Consider the following 19091-nt stretch of genomic DNA (forward strand, 5'->3'; position numbering starts at 1 on the left):
GCTTGTGACTATTAACAATATTAATTAAAAGAACATTTAGACTTCGCAGACTAGCAAGCTAGCCTTTACGACCAAAGAGTTACACCCTTTGGAAACCCCTAAAGCACAAAGTTGCTTTAGGCAACTTCGTAATCAATAAAGATTAAGACGCTTAAAAGTCTAAAGTAAATGCTTCTAAAAACACTTAATATAGACTTTTAGTGTTAAACTATTTTATGGTGGAGAATAGCGGGATCGAACCGCTGACCTCCTGCGTGCAAAGCAGGCGCTCTCCCAGCTGAGCTAATTCCCCAATTAAATTCTCTGGTGGGCCTAACAAGACTTGAACTTGTGACCTCACCCTTATCAGGGGTGCACTCTAACCAGCTGAGCTATAGGCCCCTATAGGTCTATCAATCTTTCAAAACTAAACAAGGATGATTGAGAATATCTTTCTTATAGATATCTTGTGAGGGAATATCTATATGTACTCTAGAAAGGAGGTGATCCAACCGCAGGTTCTCCTACGGTTACCTTGTTACGACTTCACCCCAGTCGCTGATTCCACTGTGGACGGTAACTAATTTAGTATTCCGGCTTCGAGTGAAATCAACTCCCATGGTGTGACGGGCGGTGAGTACAAGACCCGGGAACGTATTCACCGTAGCATGGCTGATCTACGATTACTAGCGATTCCGGCTTCATGGAGTCGAGTTGCAGACTCCAATCCGAACTGGGACATATTTTATAGATTTGCTCCATCTCGCGATATTGCTTCTCATTGTATATGCCATTGTAGCACGTGTGTCGCCCCGGACATAAGGGCCATGATGACTTGACGTCGTCCACACCTTCCTCCTCCTTACGAAGGCAGTCTCATTAGAGTGCTCAGCCGAACTGTTAGCAACTAATGACGTGGGTTGCGCTCGTTGCGGGACTTAACCCAACATCTCACGACACGAGCTGACGACAGCCGTGCAGCACCTGTCTTAACATTTCTGCAAGCAGACACTCTTCTATCTCTAGATGATTTGTTAGATATCAAGTCCGGGTAAGGTTCTTCGCGTATCTTCGAATTAAACCACATGCTCCACCGCTTGTGCGGGTCCCCGTCTATTCCTTTGAGTTTTAATCTTGCGACCGTACTCCCCAGGCGGTATACTTAATCCGTTAGGTGCATTACTGCCAAGACTAGCTTAGCAACAACTAGTATACATCGTTTAGGGCGTGGACTACCAGGGTATCTAATCCTGTTTGCTCCCCACGCTTTCACGCATTAGCGTCAGTTGAGTTCCAGCAGATCGCCTTCGCAATGGGTATTCCTGGTGATCTCTACGGATTTTACCCCTACACCACCAATTCCATCTGCCTCTCCCTCACTCTAGATTATCAGTTTCCCAAGCAGTTCTATGGTTAAGCCATAGGATTTCACAAGAGACTTGATAATCCGCCTACGCGTCCTTTACGCCCAGTGATTCCGAGTAACGCTTGCACCCTCCGTATTACCGCGGCTGCTGGCACGGAGTTAGCCGGTGCTTATTCGTTAGGTACCGTCATTGTTCTTCCCTAACAAAAGGAGTTTACGCTCCGAAAAGTGTCATCCTCCACGCGGCGTTGCTGCTTCAGGGTTTCCCCCATTGAGCAATATTCCCTACTGCTGCCTCCCGTAGGAGTCTGGACCGTGTCTCAGTTCCAGTGTGACTGATCATCCTCTCAGACCAGTTATGCGTCATAGCCTTGGTGAGCCATTACCTCACCAACTAGCTGATACAATATAGCCTCATCCTACACCGAAAAACTTTCCCTATCTAACTTATGCTAGAGAGGAGTATAGAGTATTAGCAGTCGTTTCCAACTGTTGTCCTCTAGTGTAGGGCAGATTAGCTATACATTACTCACCCGTGCGCCACTAACTCATAAGAGCAAGCTCTTACTCGTCCGTTCGACTTGCATGTATTAGGCACGCCGCCAGCGTTCACTCTGAGCCAGGATCAAACTCTCCATATTAATTACCTATCTAATAGATAGGATTTTTATTATGAAGTTTTTAATCAAAAAAACTTTTAGTTTTTATATTAGTTTGTCTAATCTATTATTTAATCATAATAGACTGGCTCAATCGATCACTTGTTTAGATTTCAAAGATTGACTAATAGTTTAACAATTGTAAGTTAAAAGAACTTTCTGCTCTGCGCTCTGCAAAACAGAAAGTGAAGTATATAGAAGTGATGCTTAAAAGTAGATAAAAATCAGGCTAATTTTTAAAAGCCCATAAATAAATTTTGAAGTCCAACCTTTTCATTAAAAATGATATCTTTTTTATTTGGATCGTACTTAAATTTACTCACTACTTTTTTGCCATCTTCTTTTAAATATCCAGCAGATATAAGTGTTGGCTCGATAAGAGTCATCTCAGGGAAGAGCGTATCAAAAAATTTAGCCAAAGTCTCATCCACGCTTAGCTCACCATTAAGTGATAGCTTATCAAAGATCGCAAGCTGACTTTCTCCGCTTTTAAAGCCATTGATAGCAGCATCTAGTTTTAAATTTATCGCATTATCGCCATTTTTAAAACTTAATGTATCCACTTTCACACTTGGATTTTTCTCTAAAATTTGACCCATTACTTCGTCCAAATTTAACCCAGCAAATATACTCTCATTTGTATCAACATTTACATTACTTAGTCTATCAAGTATATTATTTATAGTTGGCACGTTGATATTTGCTATCTTACTATCTAAGATAAAATCTGTAAATTTCACTTTATTAACAGCAACCGCACCTATCTTCACTACATCATTTGAGCTACCAAGATCATTTGAGACTTCAAATTTCGAGTTATACTCTAGATCGTCTAAAGCAACATTACCATCTTTTTCATCTAATAATGCTAGTTTTTTGATCTTAGCCTTTGCTATGTAAGGGACTAGTTTGTTCTCAAATATCTTTGAAATTTCAACTGGCACAGTGTAGCTTGTATCTATATCGACACCTTCAACATTAGCTTCTACTTTATTTTCTTCATTAAGACCTTTTAAAACAACTTTTTCAACGCCCAAGTTTGCGCTATTTACATTATCTTTTGCGTCCAGTTTCAAGCCAAATTTCACATCCTTTGTATGAACGTTCATAGTTTGCTTGTCACTAAAGTCGATATCGCTAAATTTAACATTTACATCTTTATCGCCACTCACGCTGGCTTTTGTTTTAGCCGTTGCGACGACGTTTGATCCAAGAAATGAAGCAACGATATTTTTTATCGCCTCATTTTGTATAGAAATTTTTGAGTCGATATCAAAGCCATTTACAAATGCAAGCACTGAGTGAGAAATTTCATTTTCTACCTTGAAATTTAGATCCTCATCTACATCTTTGCCAGCCAAATTTTTCAAAAGATCCTTTGAAACGATAAGATCAAACGATCCTTTTGAGCCAAAAAAGCCTTTTTGATAGCTATTTTCTGAAACTTTAAAGCCATTTACATCATTTAGTCTATCAACTATCCTTTGATAGTTCTCCTCGACCTTATTTGAGGCGAAATAAACAGCGCCTGCGACGATCACGATAACTACGATTAGAGCAGATATCACCTTTTTCATGCTTTTCTCCTTTTTGTAATGTGTTGTAAAAATAACCAGATACCTAATAACAAGCCAACCATGACAAGCGGCATGATATAGCCATGCTCGCTAAGATAATTGCTCACACTCATAAAATAATCCCCTGCTTTATAGCTAGCAAGACCGACGATCACTGCCCAAAGCACTGAAGAGATCAAATTTATAACGCTAAATTTATAAAAAGAGTATTTTGTAAGTCCAAGTGCGATAGGCACTAAAGTTTTGACGCCGTAGATAAATTTTTTGATAAATATTATCTTATCGCCGTGTTTTTTTGCCAAAATTCCAGCGTAAGCAAGCTTTCTTTTGTGATTTTTCACATAAGGCATAAGCGAGCTTTTGTTAAACCTTGCGACGTAAAAGATCAAAGTATCGCCGATCGTATTTGCAACGGCAGCAACTGCTATGCTAAGAGTTAGATCCATCTTGCCAGCAAAGCTTAATATCCCAGCAGCGATAAGCGCAACCATGCCACCACCAAGGCTGTAAAAAAACAGCACGATGTAGCCGTAAGTCGAAATTAAGTTTATAATATCTTGCACATCATTGCCCCAAAAGCTTAGAAGCTGAAGATATCAGTTGCTCGTATGCGTAGCCACTTTGTTTTAAAATTTCATCCTTTGCGCTTATCACTGCTCCGCCAAAGCTTGCTCCTGCGAAAAATCCATCATTTGCAGCGTATGCGTAGATGTCGCTTGAAAATTTAAAGTCGCTTATTTTATTATAATTGCGCCCGATATCGCCAAATGCCACTGAAAGCTTCGTATCAAGCGTGATCTTGGCGTCTTTTATGTCGTAGATAATGCTATCTTTAAATATAAAAAGCACAAGCGAGCTATCTTCGTAACCAAGCTGTATGCCGATACTGCCGCCACTTATACTAACTGGCAAAATTTCACTTGGCGAGTTGATGTTGCCAACGACCATGATGCCATCTCCGCCCATGCCACCGACCACAAAACCGACTTTTTTTACACTTGGAAAGATGATCGTCGCTTTTGACTGTTCGATGAGCTCTTTTATAGGGGCGTTTCTAGCGCCTCTCATCGTCGTTATAAACGAATTTGCCGAGTCTAGCACGAGCTCCTCGCTGGCAAAGCCAAGCGAGAAAAATATTATTAATGATAAAAGAAATTTCATATCTTGCCGTTATTTCGCAAAATCAACAGCGCGAGTTTCTCTGATGACGCTCACTTTGATCTCACCAGGATACTGCACCTTGCTCTCGATCTCTTGAGCGATCTCTTTTGCCACAAGCACGGCCTCATCGTCGTTTATGAGTTTAGCATTTGCGATGACGCGGATCTCACGGCCAGCGTTGATCGCATAAGCTTGTTTAATGCCCTCTTTGCTTTTTGCGATGTTTTCGATCTCTTCGACACGTTTTAGGAAGCTCTCAAGCACCTCACGTCTTGCTCCTGGACGAGCTGCGCTTAGTGCATCAGCTGCGCAAACAGCAGCACTTTCTATACTTGTCGCCTCTTCGTGGCCATGGTGAGCATAGATCGCGTTGATGACGACTGGATGCTCTTTATAGCGTTTGCAAATTTCAGCTCCAAGATCGACGTGGCTGCCCTCGTACTCGTGAGTTAGCGCTTTGCCGATGTCGTGAAGTATGCCAGCTCTTTTTGCTAGCTTCTCATCTCCGCCACACTCAGCCGCGATGATGCCAGCGAGGTGAGCCACTTCAAGGCTGTGAGCAAGGGCATTTTGACCATAGCTTGCTCTAAATTTAAGCTTGCCTATTAGTTTTACTATCTCTGGATGAATTTTATTTAGACCAAGGTCCATGACGATGTTTTCGCCCTCTTCTTGTATACTTTGCTCAAATTCTTCAGTCACTTTTTTGTGAAGATCCTCTATCCTCGCAGGCTGAATTCTGCCATCCTCCACCAAAAGCTCGATCACTCTTGTAGCGATCGCACGCCTGTAAAGGTTAAAGCTGCTTAAGATGATAGCGTGTGGGGTATCATCGATGATAATATCAACACCAAGCACCATTTCAAGGGTTTTGATGTTACGTCCCTCTTTGCCGATGATCCTGCCTTTTAGCTCATCATTTTTGATATTTACGACATTTATCAGACGCTCAGCCGCAAATTCACCAGCAAATCTTGACGTAGCCTGCGCCAAGATGTAATTAACCCTCTTTTTAGCCTCTCTTTTTGCCTCTTCTTCGTATTTTCTAACGATGTGAGCGATGTCGGCGCGCGACTTCTCTTCGACCTTTTTAAGCACGACCTCTTTTGCCTCTTCCTCCGTTAAGCCAGCAGCGTGCTCAAGCACTCTTATCGCCTCTTCTACTTTGTTTTGATAAGTCGCTTTTAAATTTAAACCCTCTTCGTAAGTGACCTTCGCATCTTGCTTGTCCTTTTCAAAAAGCTCTTTGCTCTCGTTTAAGAGTTCTTGCTCGTTTAGCAAAATTTTCTCTTTTTTGGTCAGCTCATCAAATTTACTTGCGTACTCTTTTTGAAGCTTTGTCGTCTTGTCGTCATATCTTTTTTTAGCCTCAAATTCAGCCTCTTGCACTGAAATTTTAGAGTTTTTAAGCGTTAGCTCAGCTTCATACTCGATAGCTTTTGCCTTTGCTTTTGCCTGCTCTAAAAATATGTTGTAGTTTGCATCATTTATCTTTTTGGCGTAGAGATACCCTGCTCCAACGCCCACCACACCGGCTCCTAAGCCTATTAAAACCTCTATCATTTATTCCTCTTTTTATATAATTTTTACTTGGGGTTATATAAAAGTCTCCCACCGCATCGTGCGCCTGCGAGAGCACATCTTTGGTGTAAAAGTCTTTTACCTCTAAGAAAACTATCAGTTTTGGCTTAATGGGCAAAGTGTCAAAAAATCTATCGTAAAATCCTTTTCCGTGCCCTATCCTTGCCATAGCTCCATCAACCCCAATCGCTGGAACTACCGCCATATCGAGTTTAACATTATTCATTTTTTTGCCAGATGGCTGCCTGACATTAAATTTATAAGTTAGAAATGGCAGTCGCAATCTTACCATCTCTAAGCTAAGACCTACCATAAAAGGGGCAAAAATTTCACATTTATGTGATAAATTTCGTCTTATTTTAAGCACATCGACTTCGTAGTTAAGCGGCAGGTAAAAGAGCACCTTTTTAGAATTTGTGTAATTTATCAAATTTAAAAGCGTTTTTGCTGCCTTATGATGTGTGCATTTTGCTCTAAATTTAGTAAGCTTTATCAAATTTGCTCTTGCATTTTTTCTAAATTCGTTTTTTTCTAAATTAACGCTCATTTTATGCTCTTTCTTGTATAATCCTGAAACATTTTTCAAAAGGAAATTTATGACACTAAAACGCGTAATTATAACATCACTTTGTCTTTTTGCATTTTTCGGATGCGGTGACGACTCTAACAAAAAGAGCGAGCAAAACACTAGCGAACCAGCTGTGCAAAGTAAAAATTTAGAAGAAAATGCCAGCAAAGATGAAAATTTAAGCAAAGATACGCTCACTCCAAAAATGAATGAGAGCGCACAAAGCGACGAAATAAAAGAGATAAGCCTAAAATTGCTTAACGGCACAACTATGCAGATCACAAAAAGAAGCAACGGCTTTGACGTAAAAGATGGCAAAAAAGCGACACTTTACGTATTTTTCGCTACTTGGTGCCCACCTTGCAAGGCCGAGATCCCATCTTTAAACAACCTAAGTGAGAAATTTAAAAATGAGCTAAACATCGTTGCTGTCTTGCTTGAAGACAAGAGCGAGGACGAAGTTAAAGAATTTGCTCAAAAGTATAAGATCAAATACGACATCGCAGTTGGCGAGGGAAATTTCTTATTTGAAAAGGCGATGGGCGGCATCAAAGGACTCCCTGCATCTGCACTCTTTAAAGCAAATGGCGACTACGCTCAAGGTTACATCGGTCTTGTGCCTGAAGAGATGCTTGAAACTGACATAAATAGGGCCATAAAATAATGCTTGAGTTTTTAAAAAGAGGCTTTGAAAAGACCTTTGGAGCGATAAGCTCAGTTAAAAAGTCAAAAAAGATCGACAAAGAGAGCTTAGAAGAAATTTTACTAGAAGCTGACGTGGCTTACGAGATCGTGGAGGAGATTTTATACTACTTGCCGCCACAAGATGAAGTGAGCAGAGCTGATCTAAGACGCGTTATGAGTAGCTATTTTATCTACGAAAAAGAGCGCGTGATCGAGCCTGACAAGCCATTTGTCGATCTCATCCTTGGCGTAAATGGCGCTGGCAAGACGACAACCATCGCAAAGCTAGCAAATTTATATAAAAATAACGGCAAAAGCGTCATTTTGGGCGCTTGTGATACATTTAGAGCTGGGGCGATCGAGCAGCTACGCCAGTGGTCGATCAGACTAAATGTGCCGATAGTCGCCACCCAGCAAGGGCATGATCCTTCAGCTGTTGCCTACGATACGATCAGCTCAGCCCTTGCAAAAGGCATCGACTGCGTCATCCTAGACACGGCTGGCAGGCTTCAAAACCAGACAAATTTAGCAAACGAGCTTGACAAGATCGTTCGTATCAGTAAAAAAGCCTACGAAAAGGCGCCTCATCGCAAGATCCTCATACTTGATGGCACGCAGGGCAACGCTGGCGTCGCGCAGGCAAAGGCATTTAACGATATCGTCTCGCTTGATGGCGTCATCATCACAAAGCTTGACGGCACTGCAAAGGGCGGAGCGCTATTTGGCGTGGCAAGAGAGCTTGAGCTACCTATATTTTATATAGGCGTTGGCGAGAGCATGGACGATATCATCAAATTTAACCCAGACGAGTTTTTAGACGAGCTGATGGACGCCATTTTTGAGTAGGGTAAAATTTCTTAGTAAAATTTGCTTTTTTGCTGCTCTTTTGGCGATTGATATTCTTGCATTTACTCCAAAAAGTCCTGCGATCATCGAAAATTCGTGGGACAAAGCAAACCATTTTTTAGCTTTTTTCGTTCTTTATATACTGCTCTACCTTGGCTATGAGTTTGTAATTTTAAAAAATTTAGCCCTACTTTTAGCCTTTGGAGTGCAAATAGAGCTCGTTCAGGCATTTTTGCCAAACAGGAGCTTTAGCCTGCTTGACATCGTGGCTGACATGATCGGAGCGGTCTTTGGAGTGATAGTAGTTGAAATTTTAAAAAGGATATATTATGGCAAAAGCAAAGCCAGTTTTTGAGTGTCAAGCCTGCGGTAATCAACAGGCAAAGTGGCTGGGTAAATGCCCACAATGTGGGGCTTGGGACAGCTTTGTCGAGCTTAGCCAGCAAGAGATAAAGATAAGCAAGGAGATAGCAAAAAGCAGTGGCACACCCAGCAAAGCCATAAGCATAGACGAAGTTGAAATTCAAAATTTCACGAGATTTAGCACCAAAGATAGCGAGCTAGACCTTGTTCTTGGTGGCGGCGTGGTCGAGGGCTCGCTTGTTTTAATAGGCGGCAGTCCAGGCATTGGCAAATCAACCCTGCTTCTAAAAATCGGCTCAAATTTAGCAAAAGATGGCAAAAAAACGCTCTATGTAAGCGGCGAAGAGAGCCAAAGCCAGATAAAAATGAGAGCTGATAGGCTAAATGCGGTGGATAAAAATTTATACCTGCTAACTGAAATTTGCCTAGAAGATATCATGCTAGAAGTGCAAAAGAGCGACTACAAGGTGCTAGTCATTGACTCCATTCAAACTCTTTATAGTCAAAATATAACCTCCGCCCCAGGCTCGATCACGCAGGTTCGAGAGATCACATTTGAGCTGATGAGGCTTGCAAAGAGCCAAAATATCTGCGTTTTCATCATCGGACACATAACCAAAGAGGGCTCAATCGCAGGGCCAAGAGTGCTTGAGCACATGGTAGATGTGGTGCTTTATTTTGAGGGTGACGCGAGCAGAGAGCTAAGAATTTTACGTGGGTTTAAAAACCGCTTTGGCTCGACTAGTGAGGTTGGTATATTTGAGATGAGCCAGCATGGGCTTGTGAGCGCAAATGAGGTTTCTAGTAAATTTTTCACACGTGGCGGGGCGATGAGTGGCAGTGCGATCACTATCATAATGGAAGGCTCAAGGGCGCTTAGCATCGAAATTCAGGCGCTCGTTTGTGAAAGCGCCTATCCAAAGCGAAGCTCGACTGGCTTTGAGAGAAACCGCCTAGATATGCTGCTAGCCCTACTTGAGCGAAAGCTTGAAATTCCACTTGGGCACTACGACGTCTTCATAAACGTTTCAGGTGGCGTTAAGATAAGCGAGACTGCGGCCGATCTAGCCGTCATCGCAGCGATAATCAGTAGCTTCAAAAACCGCCCTATCAGCAAGGATAGTATCTTCATCGGCGAGCTAAGCCTAAACGGCGAGATAAGAGAAATTTTCAACCTCGATCAGCGCTTAAAAGAGGCAAAAACGCAGAAATTTAAAAATGCGATCATCCCAAACAAACCGCTTGACACGCAAGGTCTAAAGTGCTTCTACGCCAAAGATATCACGCAAGTGCTTGAGTGGATGTAAATTTACTCTGGAACAAATCATGCTTGCTCTTTGACAGATAATATCAAGGAGCAAACCATGAATGATATTAGCATCTTAAGCACAAATGTAAATTCATACACTAAGCAACAATACAAGAAAGATAGGTCTTTAAATTTTAGTGATCTTATAAAGCAAAATGTCAAAGAAAAGATTAGCAAGCCAAACCAAGAACCAGCTAAATTTACTTATACCACTTCTTCACAAAATAGCCTCACCTCATTAAATTTTAATGATCTTCAAGCTTATGGCTACACAGTGGATAAAGCTGGCTTTATGGGAGCTGATTTTAACAAAGCTGCAGGCTTGCCACAAGACTTTAAAATCCACAAAAGCACGCTTGATGAGATAGTTAGATACAACAATAAAACATATCTCTTCACACAAGATAAAAGAAAGGCTGCCTTTGAAAAGATAGACGTAGCTGATACTACAAAGCACTATTATAAACTTTTTAAAAGCATTGTAGGGGATGAAAAAGATAGATATAGCGAGGCTGATCTAGTAAATTTACCAAAAGGCTTTAGTATGGATACCAACCAAAAAACCTTTGGTAAAAATGCAAATTTCTTAAAAGATGTGAGCTTAATATCTGTTACAAATGTATATAAAACATTTGATCAATTTAACGATGCAAAGAGCGTTAGAGATGAGCTTAGAGGCTTTGGAGTAAGCCACGAGGTCTATGAGCTAAATTTTAGCAAAGAGCATCTTGATGCAAGAGCCAGTGACGAATATACATTTAACCCTGATATGTCGGTATATCAAGCAGATGATACTTATAGCAGCGCTGGTGTATTTGTGGGATTTTTAAAGAGTTTTAGCCCTATCGCTAGTGATAGTGGCGAGACGAAGCTTAGTGTGGAGGCAAACTCTTACTCAAAGCTAATGAATGAGCAAAGCCTAGCTGATGATATAGTGCCTCTCTCAAGGCTTTTGAAAAATGAGAAGATGATCAAATTTATCTTAGAAGAGCTACTAAAGAGAAATTTGCTAACTTCAAAAGATGGCAAAAGTGCTGGTGAGATAGTAGATAGTGTGCTAGCTCATGCCACAAAGCTTCAAAACGAGACAAAAGTTTAAATAGATAAATTTAAAAGGTGGCTATCTTTAGCTAGTCAAGCCATCTTATTTAAAATTTGCTTCTTGTCTATCTTTTGCATAAGCTCTAAGACGTCTATACCTCTTTTTTCTTTGAAATTTAAAAGCTCTCTTGCATAGAGAAATTTCTGATCCTTATTTATATCATAGGTCTCATACTTCTTCTTAACCTGCATAGGTTTAAATTTCTTCTCACTTTGCTCTTTGGCAAAATTTGCATTGTATTCTTGTTCTTCTTTGATTATCTGCTTTCTTTGTTCTTCAACATCCTTTGTAGCTTTTTCTCTTGCTTTGGCAAATAAAGTCTTAAATTCATCTATGCTTAGGTCGGTTCTATCTAAAAGACTAAGCGACTCCTTGTTATTATTTGGATATAGAGAGGACATGCTATCCATAAATGCTCTTAGGTCAGCCTCCTCTTCTTTTGTGCCAAGACCTATTAGTTTGCCCATCATGGTTGGCTTGCCATCAACAGAGTTTTCCTTTAATATATCAGAATACATTATAAGAACTTGATCTTTTGCTTCTTCTAAAGTTCTTGGCTGTTTCATCGACATGGCGTTGCGATCTTGTTCGGTATTGTAACGCTTAGAAAGCATATTATCTATTTTGCTTATCGTTTTTGCAACCCAATTATCTTCATTTTCGTCTATATCAATAATCTCTTTTATGCTCTTTCCAACTGGGCTATACCATAAAGCTTCTATTTTAGCCTTTTCATCGTCTTTGGTATCTTTAGCCACGTTTTCTTTTTGGATAGTGTTATCTTGTATCGGTGTGTTGCTAAGTCCGTTTATGCTAGTTATAATTTCAAGCTCCCCTTTACGCTGTCTTATCCACTTTAAGCTTTGCTACTTTTTCTAAAATTTCAAACATGCTCTTGCCACTATCAAATTCACTCTTTATAAATTTATAAAGCTCCTTAAATCTCTCATCGGCTTCAAGCTTGTAGGTTTGAGACTTTTTAGTAACTTGTATAGGAGTAAATTTCTTCTCTTTTTTCTCTTCTTCGTTTTGTGCTTCAAGATCGTTGATGGAATTTATAGTTTCCTTTGCTAGTTCCTCGTCAAGCTCTAAACCAAAGCGCTCATTTAGTGCAAATTTAGCCCATTTGCCTTTAAACTCATCAACACTCATATCGCTATCAAGTAGTTCAGCTGTCTTACTACCGCCAAAAGCTATAAAAGAGAGGATTTTTTTATTTGCAAACTGATCTATAAAATCATCAACGCTAAGCTTTTTACTATTTAATGGATCTTTAAAAATCCCCTTTGGCTCAAATGCTGGATTTCTCTCAAGCCCTAAAGCACCGCTATCATCTATAAATTTCTTTAGCTCATCTATCTCATCTTTTGAAAAAGAGTCGTCATAGCCCATTAGCTTGCCAAGTATGCTTACCCTTGGCTCTCCTTCACCTTTTACAAATCCAGTGAGTGAGTGATCATATCTATCGTATTCTCTTGCTCTTTCTTTATCATCTAGCCTTGCATACTTAGAAAATGTCATACCATGACCCATATCATTACTAAGTATCTCGTTTATATCGTTAAATTTAAAGCCCATCTCCCTTGCTATGTTCTCTCTTGAGAGATAGTTAGGGGTTGAAAGATTATTAGAAATTTGCATTTTACTATCCTTAGTTTTTATAAACCACAAAGCGCTACATCAAATTTCGTCTTTTTTGTAAAAAAGTTTATATAAGTATTTGTTTGTAAATTAGGCTTTATATAAAAAAGTAGCCAAAAGTTAGAAAAAACAGATAAATTTCACACTATCATCACTGCAGCTACGGCAAATCCGCCGTCGTGAGTTATACTAAGGCTTGCTTCTTTGATATTAAAGCTTGTATAAATTCTTGGGCTAAATTTTATCTTTGGTGCGTTTTTTGCGTCTTTGCTGAGCACAATATCCAAAAAGCCACACTCTTTGCTAATCCCCACACCAAGGGCTTTGCTAGCTGCTTCTTTGGCCGCCCAAAATCCAGCCAAAGTCGCATCATTTTTTGCTAGCGCTATCTCGCTATCACTTAAAAATCTCTTTAAAAAAAGCTCGCCGTGACGAGCCTTAAGTCTTGAAATTCTATCTATTTTAACGATATCGATGCCTATCATTGCACCACGAAATCAGTAAAAAATATGTTTTTGATGTAGCCATCATTTAGCACTTCATTTAGCTTGCCGACGATCTCGTCTTTTAGTCTATCCTTGCCCTTTGCAGTGCTTACTTCTTCATAAGTTTTAGAAGAGAGCGTTCTTATGATGATATCTCTTAAAAGTGCCTTTTTCTTATCAAGCTCGGCTGTTAGTAGCTCGTCGCTTTGCTCTAAATCGATCTTAGTTTTAAGAAATCTCGAGCCGTTTTCACTAAGTAAATTTACGACAAACTGATCAAGCGGATATATCGGTCCCATGTTCGAATAGTCGTTGCCACCGCGTTTTGCTTTGTTTTGAGCGGGTGCTGGTTGAGTTTGAGTCTGAGCTGGTGTTTGCGCCATATTTGCCTCTTTTGGCTCGTCAGAACTAAGCATCAAAAACGCCACTAGCCCTCCGATAACTAGCAATAAAACAAATATCGCGATGATGATTATCATCAAAGCGCCATTGCCACCTTTTTTTGCTTTTTTCTCTTCAACTTCTTCAGCCATCTTTCCTCCTTTAAGTTTTGGCTATAATTATACAAAAAATTCACAAAAATGAGAAAAGATGATACATAAAACCAACGCCGCTAGGCTTTTAGACAAGCTAAAAATAGAGTATGAGATACTTGAGTACGAAGTCGATCTAAACGACCTTTCAGCCGTTCACGTAGCAGCTAGCACCAAGCAAGATATAAAGCAAATTTATAAGACGATCGTCTGCCAGTGCGAGCCTAAAAATTTTGTCGTTGCTTGCTTGCAAGGCGATCTGGAGCTTGATCTAAAAGCACTTGCTCATGCGTGCGGAGCCAAACGCTGCGAGCTCATAAATTTAAAAGACCTAGAAAAGATCACCGGCTACATCAGAGGTGGCTGCTCGCCACTTGCTATGAAAAAGCATTTTGCCACATTTATCGATGAGCGAGCAAAAGAGCAAGAGTACGTGCTAGTAAGCGCTGGAGTAAGAGGCAAGCAGATAAAGATAGCTCCAAATGACCTTTTAAAGGCTTGCGAAGCGGGTTACGCTGATATCGCTAGGCTAGCTCTTTAAAAACTCTATAAATTTAAACTTCTCGCCTAAAAACTCAGGCGAGAGTAGAAATTTCGCCTGTTTTGCAGCGTTTTCATAGGCTTTCTTGCTGCCTTTTTCAAGTACCAAAGATAAAATTTCATCCACGCCAAAGTCGCAAACTAAGGCATCATTTTGTTTTTTAAATTTAAGCATCAAAAAGCCAGCTTCACAAAAAGCCTCTTTTACCTGCTTAAAACAAAGGCTATAAGTTAGATCTGAGCTTTTAAAATATGGCTCGAGGTTTGAAATTTCAAACAATGAAAAAACTTGATGATCCTTAAAAACTCTTAGGCTAAACTCATTTTTTGGCTCAAATTCGCCGTAGTCAAAGCTTAAAAATCTCACCTTTTTTGCCGCATTTGCAAGCTGGAGTGCAAATTTAGCGTAGCTAGTTGATATCTCGCCCTTTTTTATGCCAAATTTCTTTGCAAGAGCCAACAAATTTTGATCCGCTTTTTGCCAGTGAAATTTTAGATCGCTATCCACAAAAAGCATATTATCTGCGTCTATCACCTCGCAGCTAAATGCGTCAAGCAGCTCATTTGAGATGACAAAAATTTCATCAAAAGAGCACTCGCTCAAATTTTCATAGTGTTTTATTTTTACTTCGTCACCAAAGCGATTTTTAAAGGTTTTAAGCTGTTTTTTGCGTAAAATTTCATGAGGTTCTATGATGATAAACTCTAAATTTGGCAAAATTTCTGGCTCAAGCGTAAATATACCTTGCGCAAAATCAGCCAGCATATCGCCTGAGTTTGCGCCGATCTCCATGACCTTGCATGAGCTAGAAATTTCGCCGTTTTTAAGTAGCTTTAAAAAATAGTTTGCAAGGCAAGCGCCAAAGAGGTAGCCAACGCTTACATTTGTGTAAAAATCGCCCTTTTTGCCGATATCCACGCCAAATTTATAGTAGTTTTCATTGACCCAGATATCAAAAAACTCGCTAAATTTCATAGATCAGGCAGCTTCCAACCTCTATAAAATGCAAACATCCTGACCGTTATGCCAGCAGCTAGCAAGAGCATGGTAAAAAATATGTTAGTAAGGCCTAGATAATATAGGATAAAGTAGGCAAGCCCCACGCCAAGGCTTATCGTGCCGTAAAGTCCGGTGCGTAAAAACCACGGGACTTCATTTAGCAAGATATCTCTTAAGATACCGCCACCAACGCCGTTAAAAAAAGCGATCATCATGACGCCAAAGATGTTGTAACTATACTCAATGGCAACCATCGCTCCAACGATCGAAAAGCAGATAACGTCGATCGCATCGGCAAAGATAAAGACAAATTTCTTCTCTAAACCATCTCTTTTTATATGCAAATTTGTGATCCTAGATACGACAAGCATAAAGATGACGACGCTTACTGGCATGTAGTGAGTAAATGAATAAACCGCCCTGCCAACTAGCATATCACGCACGATACCGCCTCCAAGTGCGGTCAAAAATGCAGACAAAAAGACACCCAGCCAGTCACACTCTCTTTTTACTGCAAACAAAAAGCCACTAAGCGCAGCTGATGCGATACCGACGTATTCTACAAAAAGTATTAAGCTCATATTTTTTCCTTAAAAATGGGCATTTTATAATGAAATCTCATAAAATTTCATTAATAAATTTTTAAATAATAGTTTATTTTAGGCTATAATAACAAAAATTTTAAATAAGGAAATTTGATGAAAAAAATTCTAACTTTGCTCTTTTTGATCGGCTCATTTTTTGTGTTAAATTTAAACGCTGACGTGATCCAAAATCAAAAATTAAAAAATGCGATAAACATTTTAAACGCTTTTGGCACTAGAAATTTAAAACCAAATACCAAATTTACAGGCATCAAAGCCATCGCCATCATCCCAGATGTAACAAAAGCAGGTGCGATCATCACTGGCTCAAAAGGCAAAGGTGTATTTATCGCTAAAAACGACGATGGCGAGTGGTCAAGCCCATTTTTTGTAAATTACACATCTGGCAGCATCGGCCTTCAGCTAGGATATAGCTCAGCAGATATGATCATCTTGTTTAAAAACTCAGAAGCCTACGCAAGCTTATTTAACGCAAAAGATACGATCAGCCTAAAAGCAGAAGCGACTGGCGGCGTTGGCAACGAAGTGGCGATAGCTAGCGATTTGCCTGAAATTTCAGCATTTGTCGAGGAGCGTGGCAAGACTAGTGGAGCTTTTGTTGGCGTTAGCTTAGACGTGGCAAGACTTAAGATAAACGCGCAAGATACAAACGACTACTACGATAGAATTTATGAATTCGAAGATATCTACAACAACAGCCCAAAAGCTAGCAAATACACAATCAAATTTAAAGAGATAATCTCAAAATACTTCTTATAAAAACCTCACATCTTGGCTCTTTTAAAAGAGTCAAGCTCTTTTTTGACATTTTAAAGATTTTTGAAATTTAGTTTATAAATTAGCAAGATTATGGCTTAGCCTTTTGCTAAACCATAAATAGTGATACAAAGCGTTTTTTAGGGATCGGAGAAAATTGAGTCATATATTCAAACGCCTCTTCGTAGTCGCCGTCAGTGTATTGCGCGACTTGCTCGATAAGCTCGTAAAGCTCTTCGTCATCCATCGAGTCAAAGCTGCCTCTATTTTCCAAAACCTCTAACAAAACGGCGTCTAATTCTAGCTCGTCGTAAGTCATTTCGTTCCTTAATTCTGATTTAAAAAATGCGAAACTATACCAAAAGAAGCTTATAAAATACTTTACTTTAAATTCGTAAGAAATTTTATGCATTTTTTAGTAGCAAAGTTGTAAAATCTTTACTTTCATTATCAATTTGATAGGGACTTTGTGGAAGACTTTGAACTATTTTACAAGCATTTTAACGAGTTTTTAAAAGCTTTTGGTCAAAAAGGCTCTGAGATAAAAGAGCAAATTTTGCGTGTGCTTTTTACTAGCAAGTCGCATCTAAATGCTCAAGAAATTTGCCAAAAAATTTATGAAACTTACAAAAATGAAATTTCAATGACTTCTATATATACCTTTTTAAATTTTCTTGAAGAGCACCATCTGGCAAATAGTTTTGAGCAAAATGGTGTTAAAAATTACGAGCTAAATTTAAAATCCTCTCACGATCACCTGATATGTGAAATTTGCGGCAAAGTGGTTGATTTTGAAGATGAGATGATAGAGCAAAGACAAGATCAAATTTGTAGTCAAAGTTCATTTAGTGCAGAGTCTCACAAGATGATACTTTATGGAATTTGCAGTGATTGCCAAGCAAAAAATGGGATTTAAATTTATCATTTCATTTTACTTTTTGATAATGAAAGACAAAAAAATTTCAGATTTGTTTAAGTTACAAATTAGATAATACGCAGACAAAATAAAAGGATGAAAATGGATATAAAAACACAAACTTTAGCACAAGTTGCAAGCTATTTTTCTATGATAGCTCACACAAATGGCAGACTAAGAGTAAGGGTTAGCCCAAAGATCAAAGAGCTAAGCAGTAGCGTAAATTTAGCCAGTTTAGATGACATGATAGCTCAGATAAATGGCATAAAAAATGTTAAATTTAACAAGCTAATCGGCTCTGTAACGATAGAATACGATCATGAAATTTTCCCTAAAAATCTCTGGGAGGATCTCTTAAAAGGGCAAAATTTAGAAGAAATTTCAGCTAAAGTAAATGAAGTAGCAAGAGAAGTAAAATATGCTTAACGAGCTTTTAAACGCCTCTTATACGAGCGAAAAAAACGCACTTAGGCTATATGAAAGCCTAGCTTCATTTGGCGAAGTATTTGATCAAATCGCAAGCGTAAGAAAAAATGCGATCATCTTGATAGAGAAATTTGCAAGTGCGCATGAGTATGAGCTTGTTTGTGAAAATGAAGCTATCTTTTTGCCAGCAAAAAATAAAGAAGATGCGCTGATAGAGGCACTAAACTATGAAAATGAGCTAAACAAAATGTATGAAAAATTTTGTGAAAGCTTAGACGATGAGGAGCTAAAAGATCTATTTTTTAGACTTTGGGCTACTTCAAATAATGAATATATCGCCTCTTTAAAGCACTGCTTAAAAGAAATTTATAGCGGATGTGAGGTAAAAAATGAGCTAAATTTAAATGAAATTTCGCAAAATTTTGAGCAAAATGGCATAGCAAACATTTTAGAAAGCTATCAAAATGACTTTAATGAGATAACTAAAAGCTTGCAAAATATCGCAAGTGGCAAGGCTGATAAAAGCGAGTTAGCAAAGATAACCAATAATCCAAATTTCTCGTTTTTTAGCGGGCTTGCGCTTGGGGCATTAGGCATTTCAGTAGTTAGCAAAAATTTAAATAAGGATGAAGAAGATGAATAATTTACAAAATCAAACAAAGAAAGGATTTAAAATGGCATTACCATTTTTAGCAGGTTTAGCAGTAGGCGGTTTAGCAGTAGTTGCTTGGAGTAAAAGAGATAAGATCAAAGAGTGCGCAAAAGATGGCTTAGATAAAGGCAAAGAGGCTGCAAAAGATCTTTATAAAAAAGGCAAAAACGTCGCAAAAGACGCAAAAGACTTCATAGTTAAAGAAGAGAAAAAAGCAAAACGTGGCGTTAAAAAAGTAGAAAAAGAGGCTGAAAAAGTGGTTAAAAAAACAAGAAAACCACGCGCTAAAAAGCCAGCAGCTCCAAAAGCTATCACACCAAACGATATAGCTTAAGGATAGAG

Annotated in this window: 23 protein-coding genes, 2 tRNA genes and 1 rRNA gene; 11 read left to right on the top strand and 15 right to left on the bottom strand. The window is 39.1% G+C overall.

Translation table 11 applies throughout. From position 1 onward, the window contains the following. Nucleotides 1-216: 216 nt before the first annotated feature. The 8 genes from CVS89_RS05940 to CVS89_RS05975 form a co-directional block, all read right to left on the bottom strand. Nucleotides 217-292, bottom strand: a tRNA-Ala gene (locus CVS89_RS05940). Nucleotides 293-304: 12 nt separating this feature from the next. After that, nucleotides 305-381 (bottom strand) — tRNA-Ile (locus CVS89_RS05945). 94 nt (nt 382-475) lie between these two features. Then, nucleotides 476-1986: ribosomal RNA gene (locus CVS89_RS05950) — 16S ribosomal RNA — on the bottom strand. A 254-nt stretch (nt 1987-2240) separates the two neighbouring features. Then, nucleotides 2241-3581, bottom strand: a complete 1341-nt coding sequence (locus CVS89_RS05955; RefSeq protein ID WP_107848354.1) for a DUF945 family protein — start codon at nt 3579-3581, stop codon at nt 2241-2243. Further along, nucleotides 3578-4144 carry a DedA family protein gene (locus CVS89_RS05960; protein WP_107848355.1) on the bottom strand — a complete coding sequence of 189 codons (567 nt, stop codon included), beginning with the start codon at nt 4142-4144 and terminating at the stop codon, nt 3578-3580. The genes CVS89_RS05955 and CVS89_RS05960 overlap by 4 nt, the downstream gene beginning before the upstream one ends. A 1-nt stretch (nt 4145) precedes the next feature. Beyond that, nucleotides 4146-4742: a YSC84-related protein gene (locus tag CVS89_RS05965; protein WP_107848356.1), complete on the bottom strand. Its 597-nt coding sequence runs from the start codon at nt 4740-4742 to the stop codon at nt 4146-4148. Between the two features lie 9 nt (nt 4743-4751). After that, nucleotides 4752-6305 (bottom strand): ribonuclease Y, encoded by a 1554-nt coding sequence (gene rny, locus CVS89_RS05970; protein ID WP_034901872.1) that lies wholly within the window; start codon nt 6303-6305, stop codon nt 4752-4754. Continuing rightward, complete coding sequence (locus tag CVS89_RS05975; protein WP_107848357.1) at nt 6226-6870, bottom strand: 5-formyltetrahydrofolate cyclo-ligase; 645 nt, start codon at nt 6868-6870, stop codon at nt 6226-6228. Before CVS89_RS05975 ends, rny begins: the two co-directional genes overlap by 80 nt. 49 nt (nt 6871-6919) lie before the next feature. Here CVS89_RS05975 and CVS89_RS05980 point away from each other — a divergent pair, with 49 nt between their 5' ends. From CVS89_RS05980 to CVS89_RS06000, 5 genes are read left to right on the top strand one after another with little or no spacing between them, the layout of a single operon-like run. Beyond that, nucleotides 6920-7555, top strand: coding sequence for a TlpA family protein disulfide reductase (locus CVS89_RS05980; protein ID WP_103638782.1), 636 nt, complete (start codon nt 6920-6922; stop codon nt 7553-7555). Then, a complete protein-coding gene (gene ftsY, locus CVS89_RS05985; protein ID WP_107848358.1) occupies nt 7555-8421 on the top strand; it encodes a signal recognition particle-docking protein FtsY in 867 nt (288 codons plus the stop codon). The genes CVS89_RS05980 and ftsY overlap by 1 nt, the downstream gene beginning before the upstream one ends. Then, nucleotides 8414-8776 (top strand): VanZ family protein, encoded by a 363-nt coding sequence (locus CVS89_RS05990; protein ID WP_107848359.1) that lies wholly within the window; start codon nt 8414-8416, stop codon nt 8774-8776. Before ftsY ends, CVS89_RS05990 begins: the two co-directional genes overlap by 8 nt. Then, nucleotides 8751-10091, top strand: coding sequence for a DNA repair protein RadA (gene radA, locus CVS89_RS05995; RefSeq protein ID WP_107848360.1), 1341 nt, complete (start codon nt 8751-8753; stop codon nt 10089-10091). Before CVS89_RS05990 ends, radA begins: the two co-directional genes overlap by 26 nt. A 57-nt stretch (nt 10092-10148) precedes the next feature. Beyond that, complete coding sequence (locus CVS89_RS06000) at nt 10149-11192, top strand: Cj0814 family flagellar-dependent secreted protein (RefSeq protein WP_107848361.1); 1044 nt, start codon at nt 10149-10151, stop codon at nt 11190-11192. A 35-nt stretch (nt 11193-11227) separates the two neighbouring features. Here the strand turns inward: CVS89_RS06000 and CVS89_RS06005 are convergent, their stop codons facing one another. The 4 genes from CVS89_RS06005 to fliL all read right to left on the bottom strand — a co-directional run bounded on the left by CVS89_RS06005 (nt 11228) and on the right by fliL (nt 13854). Beyond that, nucleotides 11228-12019, bottom strand: coding sequence for a cell surface protein (locus tag CVS89_RS06005; protein WP_107848362.1), 792 nt, complete (start codon nt 12017-12019; stop codon nt 11228-11230). Between the two features lie 13 nt (nt 12020-12032). Further along, nucleotides 12033-12836: a hypothetical protein gene (locus tag CVS89_RS10015; protein WP_107848363.1), complete on the bottom strand. Its 804-nt coding sequence runs from the start codon at nt 12834-12836 to the stop codon at nt 12033-12035. Nucleotides 12837-12976: 140 nt separating this feature from the next. Next, entirely contained in the window at nt 12977-13321 is a 345-nt protein-coding gene (acpS, locus tag CVS89_RS06015; protein ID WP_107848364.1) for a holo-ACP synthase, read from the bottom strand. Further along, nucleotides 13318-13854 (bottom strand): flagellar basal body-associated protein FliL, encoded by a 537-nt coding sequence (gene fliL, locus CVS89_RS06020; protein ID WP_002942267.1) that lies wholly within the window; start codon nt 13852-13854, stop codon nt 13318-13320. The genes acpS and fliL overlap by 4 nt, the downstream gene beginning before the upstream one ends. A gap of 58 nt (nt 13855-13912) precedes the next feature. Between fliL and ybaK the strand changes: the two genes are divergently transcribed. Continuing rightward, nucleotides 13913-14395 carry a Cys-tRNA(Pro) deacylase gene (gene ybaK, locus CVS89_RS06025; protein ID WP_002942247.1) on the top strand — a complete coding sequence of 161 codons (483 nt, stop codon included), beginning with the start codon at nt 13913-13915 and terminating at the stop codon, nt 14393-14395. Here the strand turns inward: ybaK and CVS89_RS06030 are convergent. Continuing rightward, entirely contained in the window at nt 14384-15370 is a 987-nt protein-coding gene (locus tag CVS89_RS06030) for an SAM-dependent methyltransferase (protein ID WP_021084707.1), read from the bottom strand. The two genes, ybaK and CVS89_RS06030, sit on opposite strands and share 12 nt — an antisense overlap. Continuing rightward, nucleotides 15367-15975: a trimeric intracellular cation channel family protein gene (locus CVS89_RS06035; RefSeq protein WP_107848365.1), complete on the bottom strand. Its 609-nt coding sequence runs from the start codon at nt 15973-15975 to the stop codon at nt 15367-15369. Before CVS89_RS06035 ends, CVS89_RS06030 begins: the two co-directional genes overlap by 4 nt. Nucleotides 15976-16092: 117 nt before the next feature. Here CVS89_RS06035 and CVS89_RS06040 point away from each other — a divergent pair, with 117 nt between their 5' ends. Next, nucleotides 16093-16758 carry a lipid-binding SYLF domain-containing protein gene (locus tag CVS89_RS06040; protein ID WP_107848366.1) on the top strand — a complete coding sequence of 222 codons (666 nt, stop codon included), beginning with the start codon at nt 16093-16095 and terminating at the stop codon, nt 16756-16758. 106 nt (nt 16759-16864) lie between these two features. On the opposite strand, the gene CVS89_RS06045 is transcribed toward CVS89_RS06040, so the two are convergent. Further along, nucleotides 16865-17074 (bottom strand): hypothetical protein, encoded by a 210-nt coding sequence (locus tag CVS89_RS06045; RefSeq protein ID WP_002942234.1) that lies wholly within the window; start codon nt 17072-17074, stop codon nt 16865-16867. Between the two features lie 150 nt (nt 17075-17224). Here CVS89_RS06045 and CVS89_RS06050 point away from each other — a divergent pair, with 150 nt between their 5' ends. The 4 genes from CVS89_RS06050 (at nt 17225) to CVS89_RS06065 (ending at nt 19083) form a co-directional block, all read left to right on the top strand. After that, a complete protein-coding gene (locus CVS89_RS06050) occupies nt 17225-17671 on the top strand; it encodes a Fur family transcriptional regulator (RefSeq protein ID WP_107848367.1) in 447 nt (148 codons plus the stop codon). Nucleotides 17672-17773: 102 nt separating this feature from the next. Beyond that, on the top strand, nt 17774-18097 hold the full coding sequence (locus CVS89_RS06055) for an HMA2 domain-containing protein (RefSeq protein ID WP_009293946.1): 324 nt from the start codon (nt 17774-17776) through the stop codon (nt 18095-18097). Further along, entirely contained in the window at nt 18090-18740 is a 651-nt protein-coding gene (locus tag CVS89_RS06060) for an aminotransferase (RefSeq protein ID WP_107848368.1), read from the top strand. Before CVS89_RS06055 ends, CVS89_RS06060 begins: the two co-directional genes overlap by 8 nt. A 31-nt stretch (nt 18741-18771) precedes the next feature. Beyond that, on the top strand, nt 18772-19083 hold the full coding sequence (locus tag CVS89_RS06065; protein ID WP_232523957.1) for a hypothetical protein: 312 nt from the start codon (nt 18772-18774) through the stop codon (nt 19081-19083). Nucleotides 19084-19091 lie beyond the last annotated feature (8 nt).

The organism is Campylobacter concisus, from assembly GCF_003048615.2.
Lineage (GTDB): Bacteria > Campylobacterota > Campylobacteria > Campylobacterales > Campylobacteraceae > Campylobacter_A > Campylobacter_A concisus_C.

Excerpts from the sequence above, each read along its gene's own strand:
- CVS89_RS06000 (WP_107848361.1), top strand. The coding sequence starts at position 10,149 with ATGAATGATATTAGCATCTTAAGCACAAATGTAAATTCATACACTAAG.
- fliL (WP_002942267.1), bottom strand. The coding sequence starts at position 13,854 with ATGGCTGAAGAAGTTGAAGAGAAAAAAGCAAAAAAAGGTGGCAATGGC.
- ftsY (WP_107848358.1), top strand. The coding sequence starts at position 7,555 with ATGCTTGAGTTTTTAAAAAGAGGCTTTGAAAAGACCTTTGGAGCGATA.
- CVS89_RS06060 (WP_107848368.1), top strand. The coding sequence starts at position 18,090 with ATGCTTAACGAGCTTTTAAACGCCTCTTATACGAGCGAAAAAAACGCA.
- CVS89_RS06035 (WP_107848365.1), bottom strand. The coding sequence starts at position 15,975 with ATGAGCTTAATACTTTTTGTAGAATACGTCGGTATCGCATCAGCTGCG.
- rny (WP_034901872.1), bottom strand. The coding sequence starts at position 6,305 with ATGATAGAGGTTTTAATAGGCTTAGGAGCCGGTGTGGTGGGCGTTGGA.
- CVS89_RS05965 (WP_107848356.1), bottom strand. The coding sequence starts at position 4,742 with ATGAAATTTCTTTTATCATTAATAATATTTTTCTCGCTTGGCTTTGCC.
- CVS89_RS05975 (WP_107848357.1), bottom strand. The coding sequence starts at position 6,870 with ATGAGCGTTAATTTAGAAAAAAACGAATTTAGAAAAAATGCAAGAGCA.
- CVS89_RS05980 (WP_103638782.1), top strand. The coding sequence starts at position 6,920 with ATGACACTAAAACGCGTAATTATAACATCACTTTGTCTTTTTGCATTT.
- CVS89_RS06045 (WP_002942234.1), bottom strand. The coding sequence starts at position 17,074 with ATGACTTACGACGAGCTAGAATTAGACGCCGTTTTGTTAGAGGTTTTG.
- CVS89_RS05955 (WP_107848354.1), bottom strand. The coding sequence starts at position 3,581 with ATGAAAAAGGTGATATCTGCTCTAATCGTAGTTATCGTGATCGTCGCA.
- acpS (WP_107848364.1), bottom strand. The coding sequence starts at position 13,321 with ATGATAGGCATCGATATCGTTAAAATAGATAGAATTTCAAGACTTAAG.
- CVS89_RS06055 (WP_009293946.1), top strand. The coding sequence starts at position 17,774 with ATGGATATAAAAACACAAACTTTAGCACAAGTTGCAAGCTATTTTTCT.
- ybaK (WP_002942247.1), top strand. The coding sequence starts at position 13,913 with ATGATACATAAAACCAACGCCGCTAGGCTTTTAGACAAGCTAAAAATA.
- CVS89_RS06030 (WP_021084707.1), bottom strand. The coding sequence starts at position 15,370 with ATGAAATTTAGCGAGTTTTTTGATATCTGGGTCAATGAAAACTACTAT.
- radA (WP_107848360.1), top strand. The coding sequence starts at position 8,751 with ATGGCAAAAGCAAAGCCAGTTTTTGAGTGTCAAGCCTGCGGTAATCAA.
- CVS89_RS10015 (WP_107848363.1), bottom strand. The coding sequence starts at position 12,836 with ATGCAAATTTCTAATAATCTTTCAACCCCTAACTATCTCTCAAGAGAG.
- CVS89_RS06040 (WP_107848366.1), top strand. The coding sequence starts at position 16,093 with ATGAAAAAAATTCTAACTTTGCTCTTTTTGATCGGCTCATTTTTTGTG.
- CVS89_RS06065 (WP_232523957.1), top strand. The coding sequence starts at position 18,772 with ATGGCATTACCATTTTTAGCAGGTTTAGCAGTAGGCGGTTTAGCAGTA.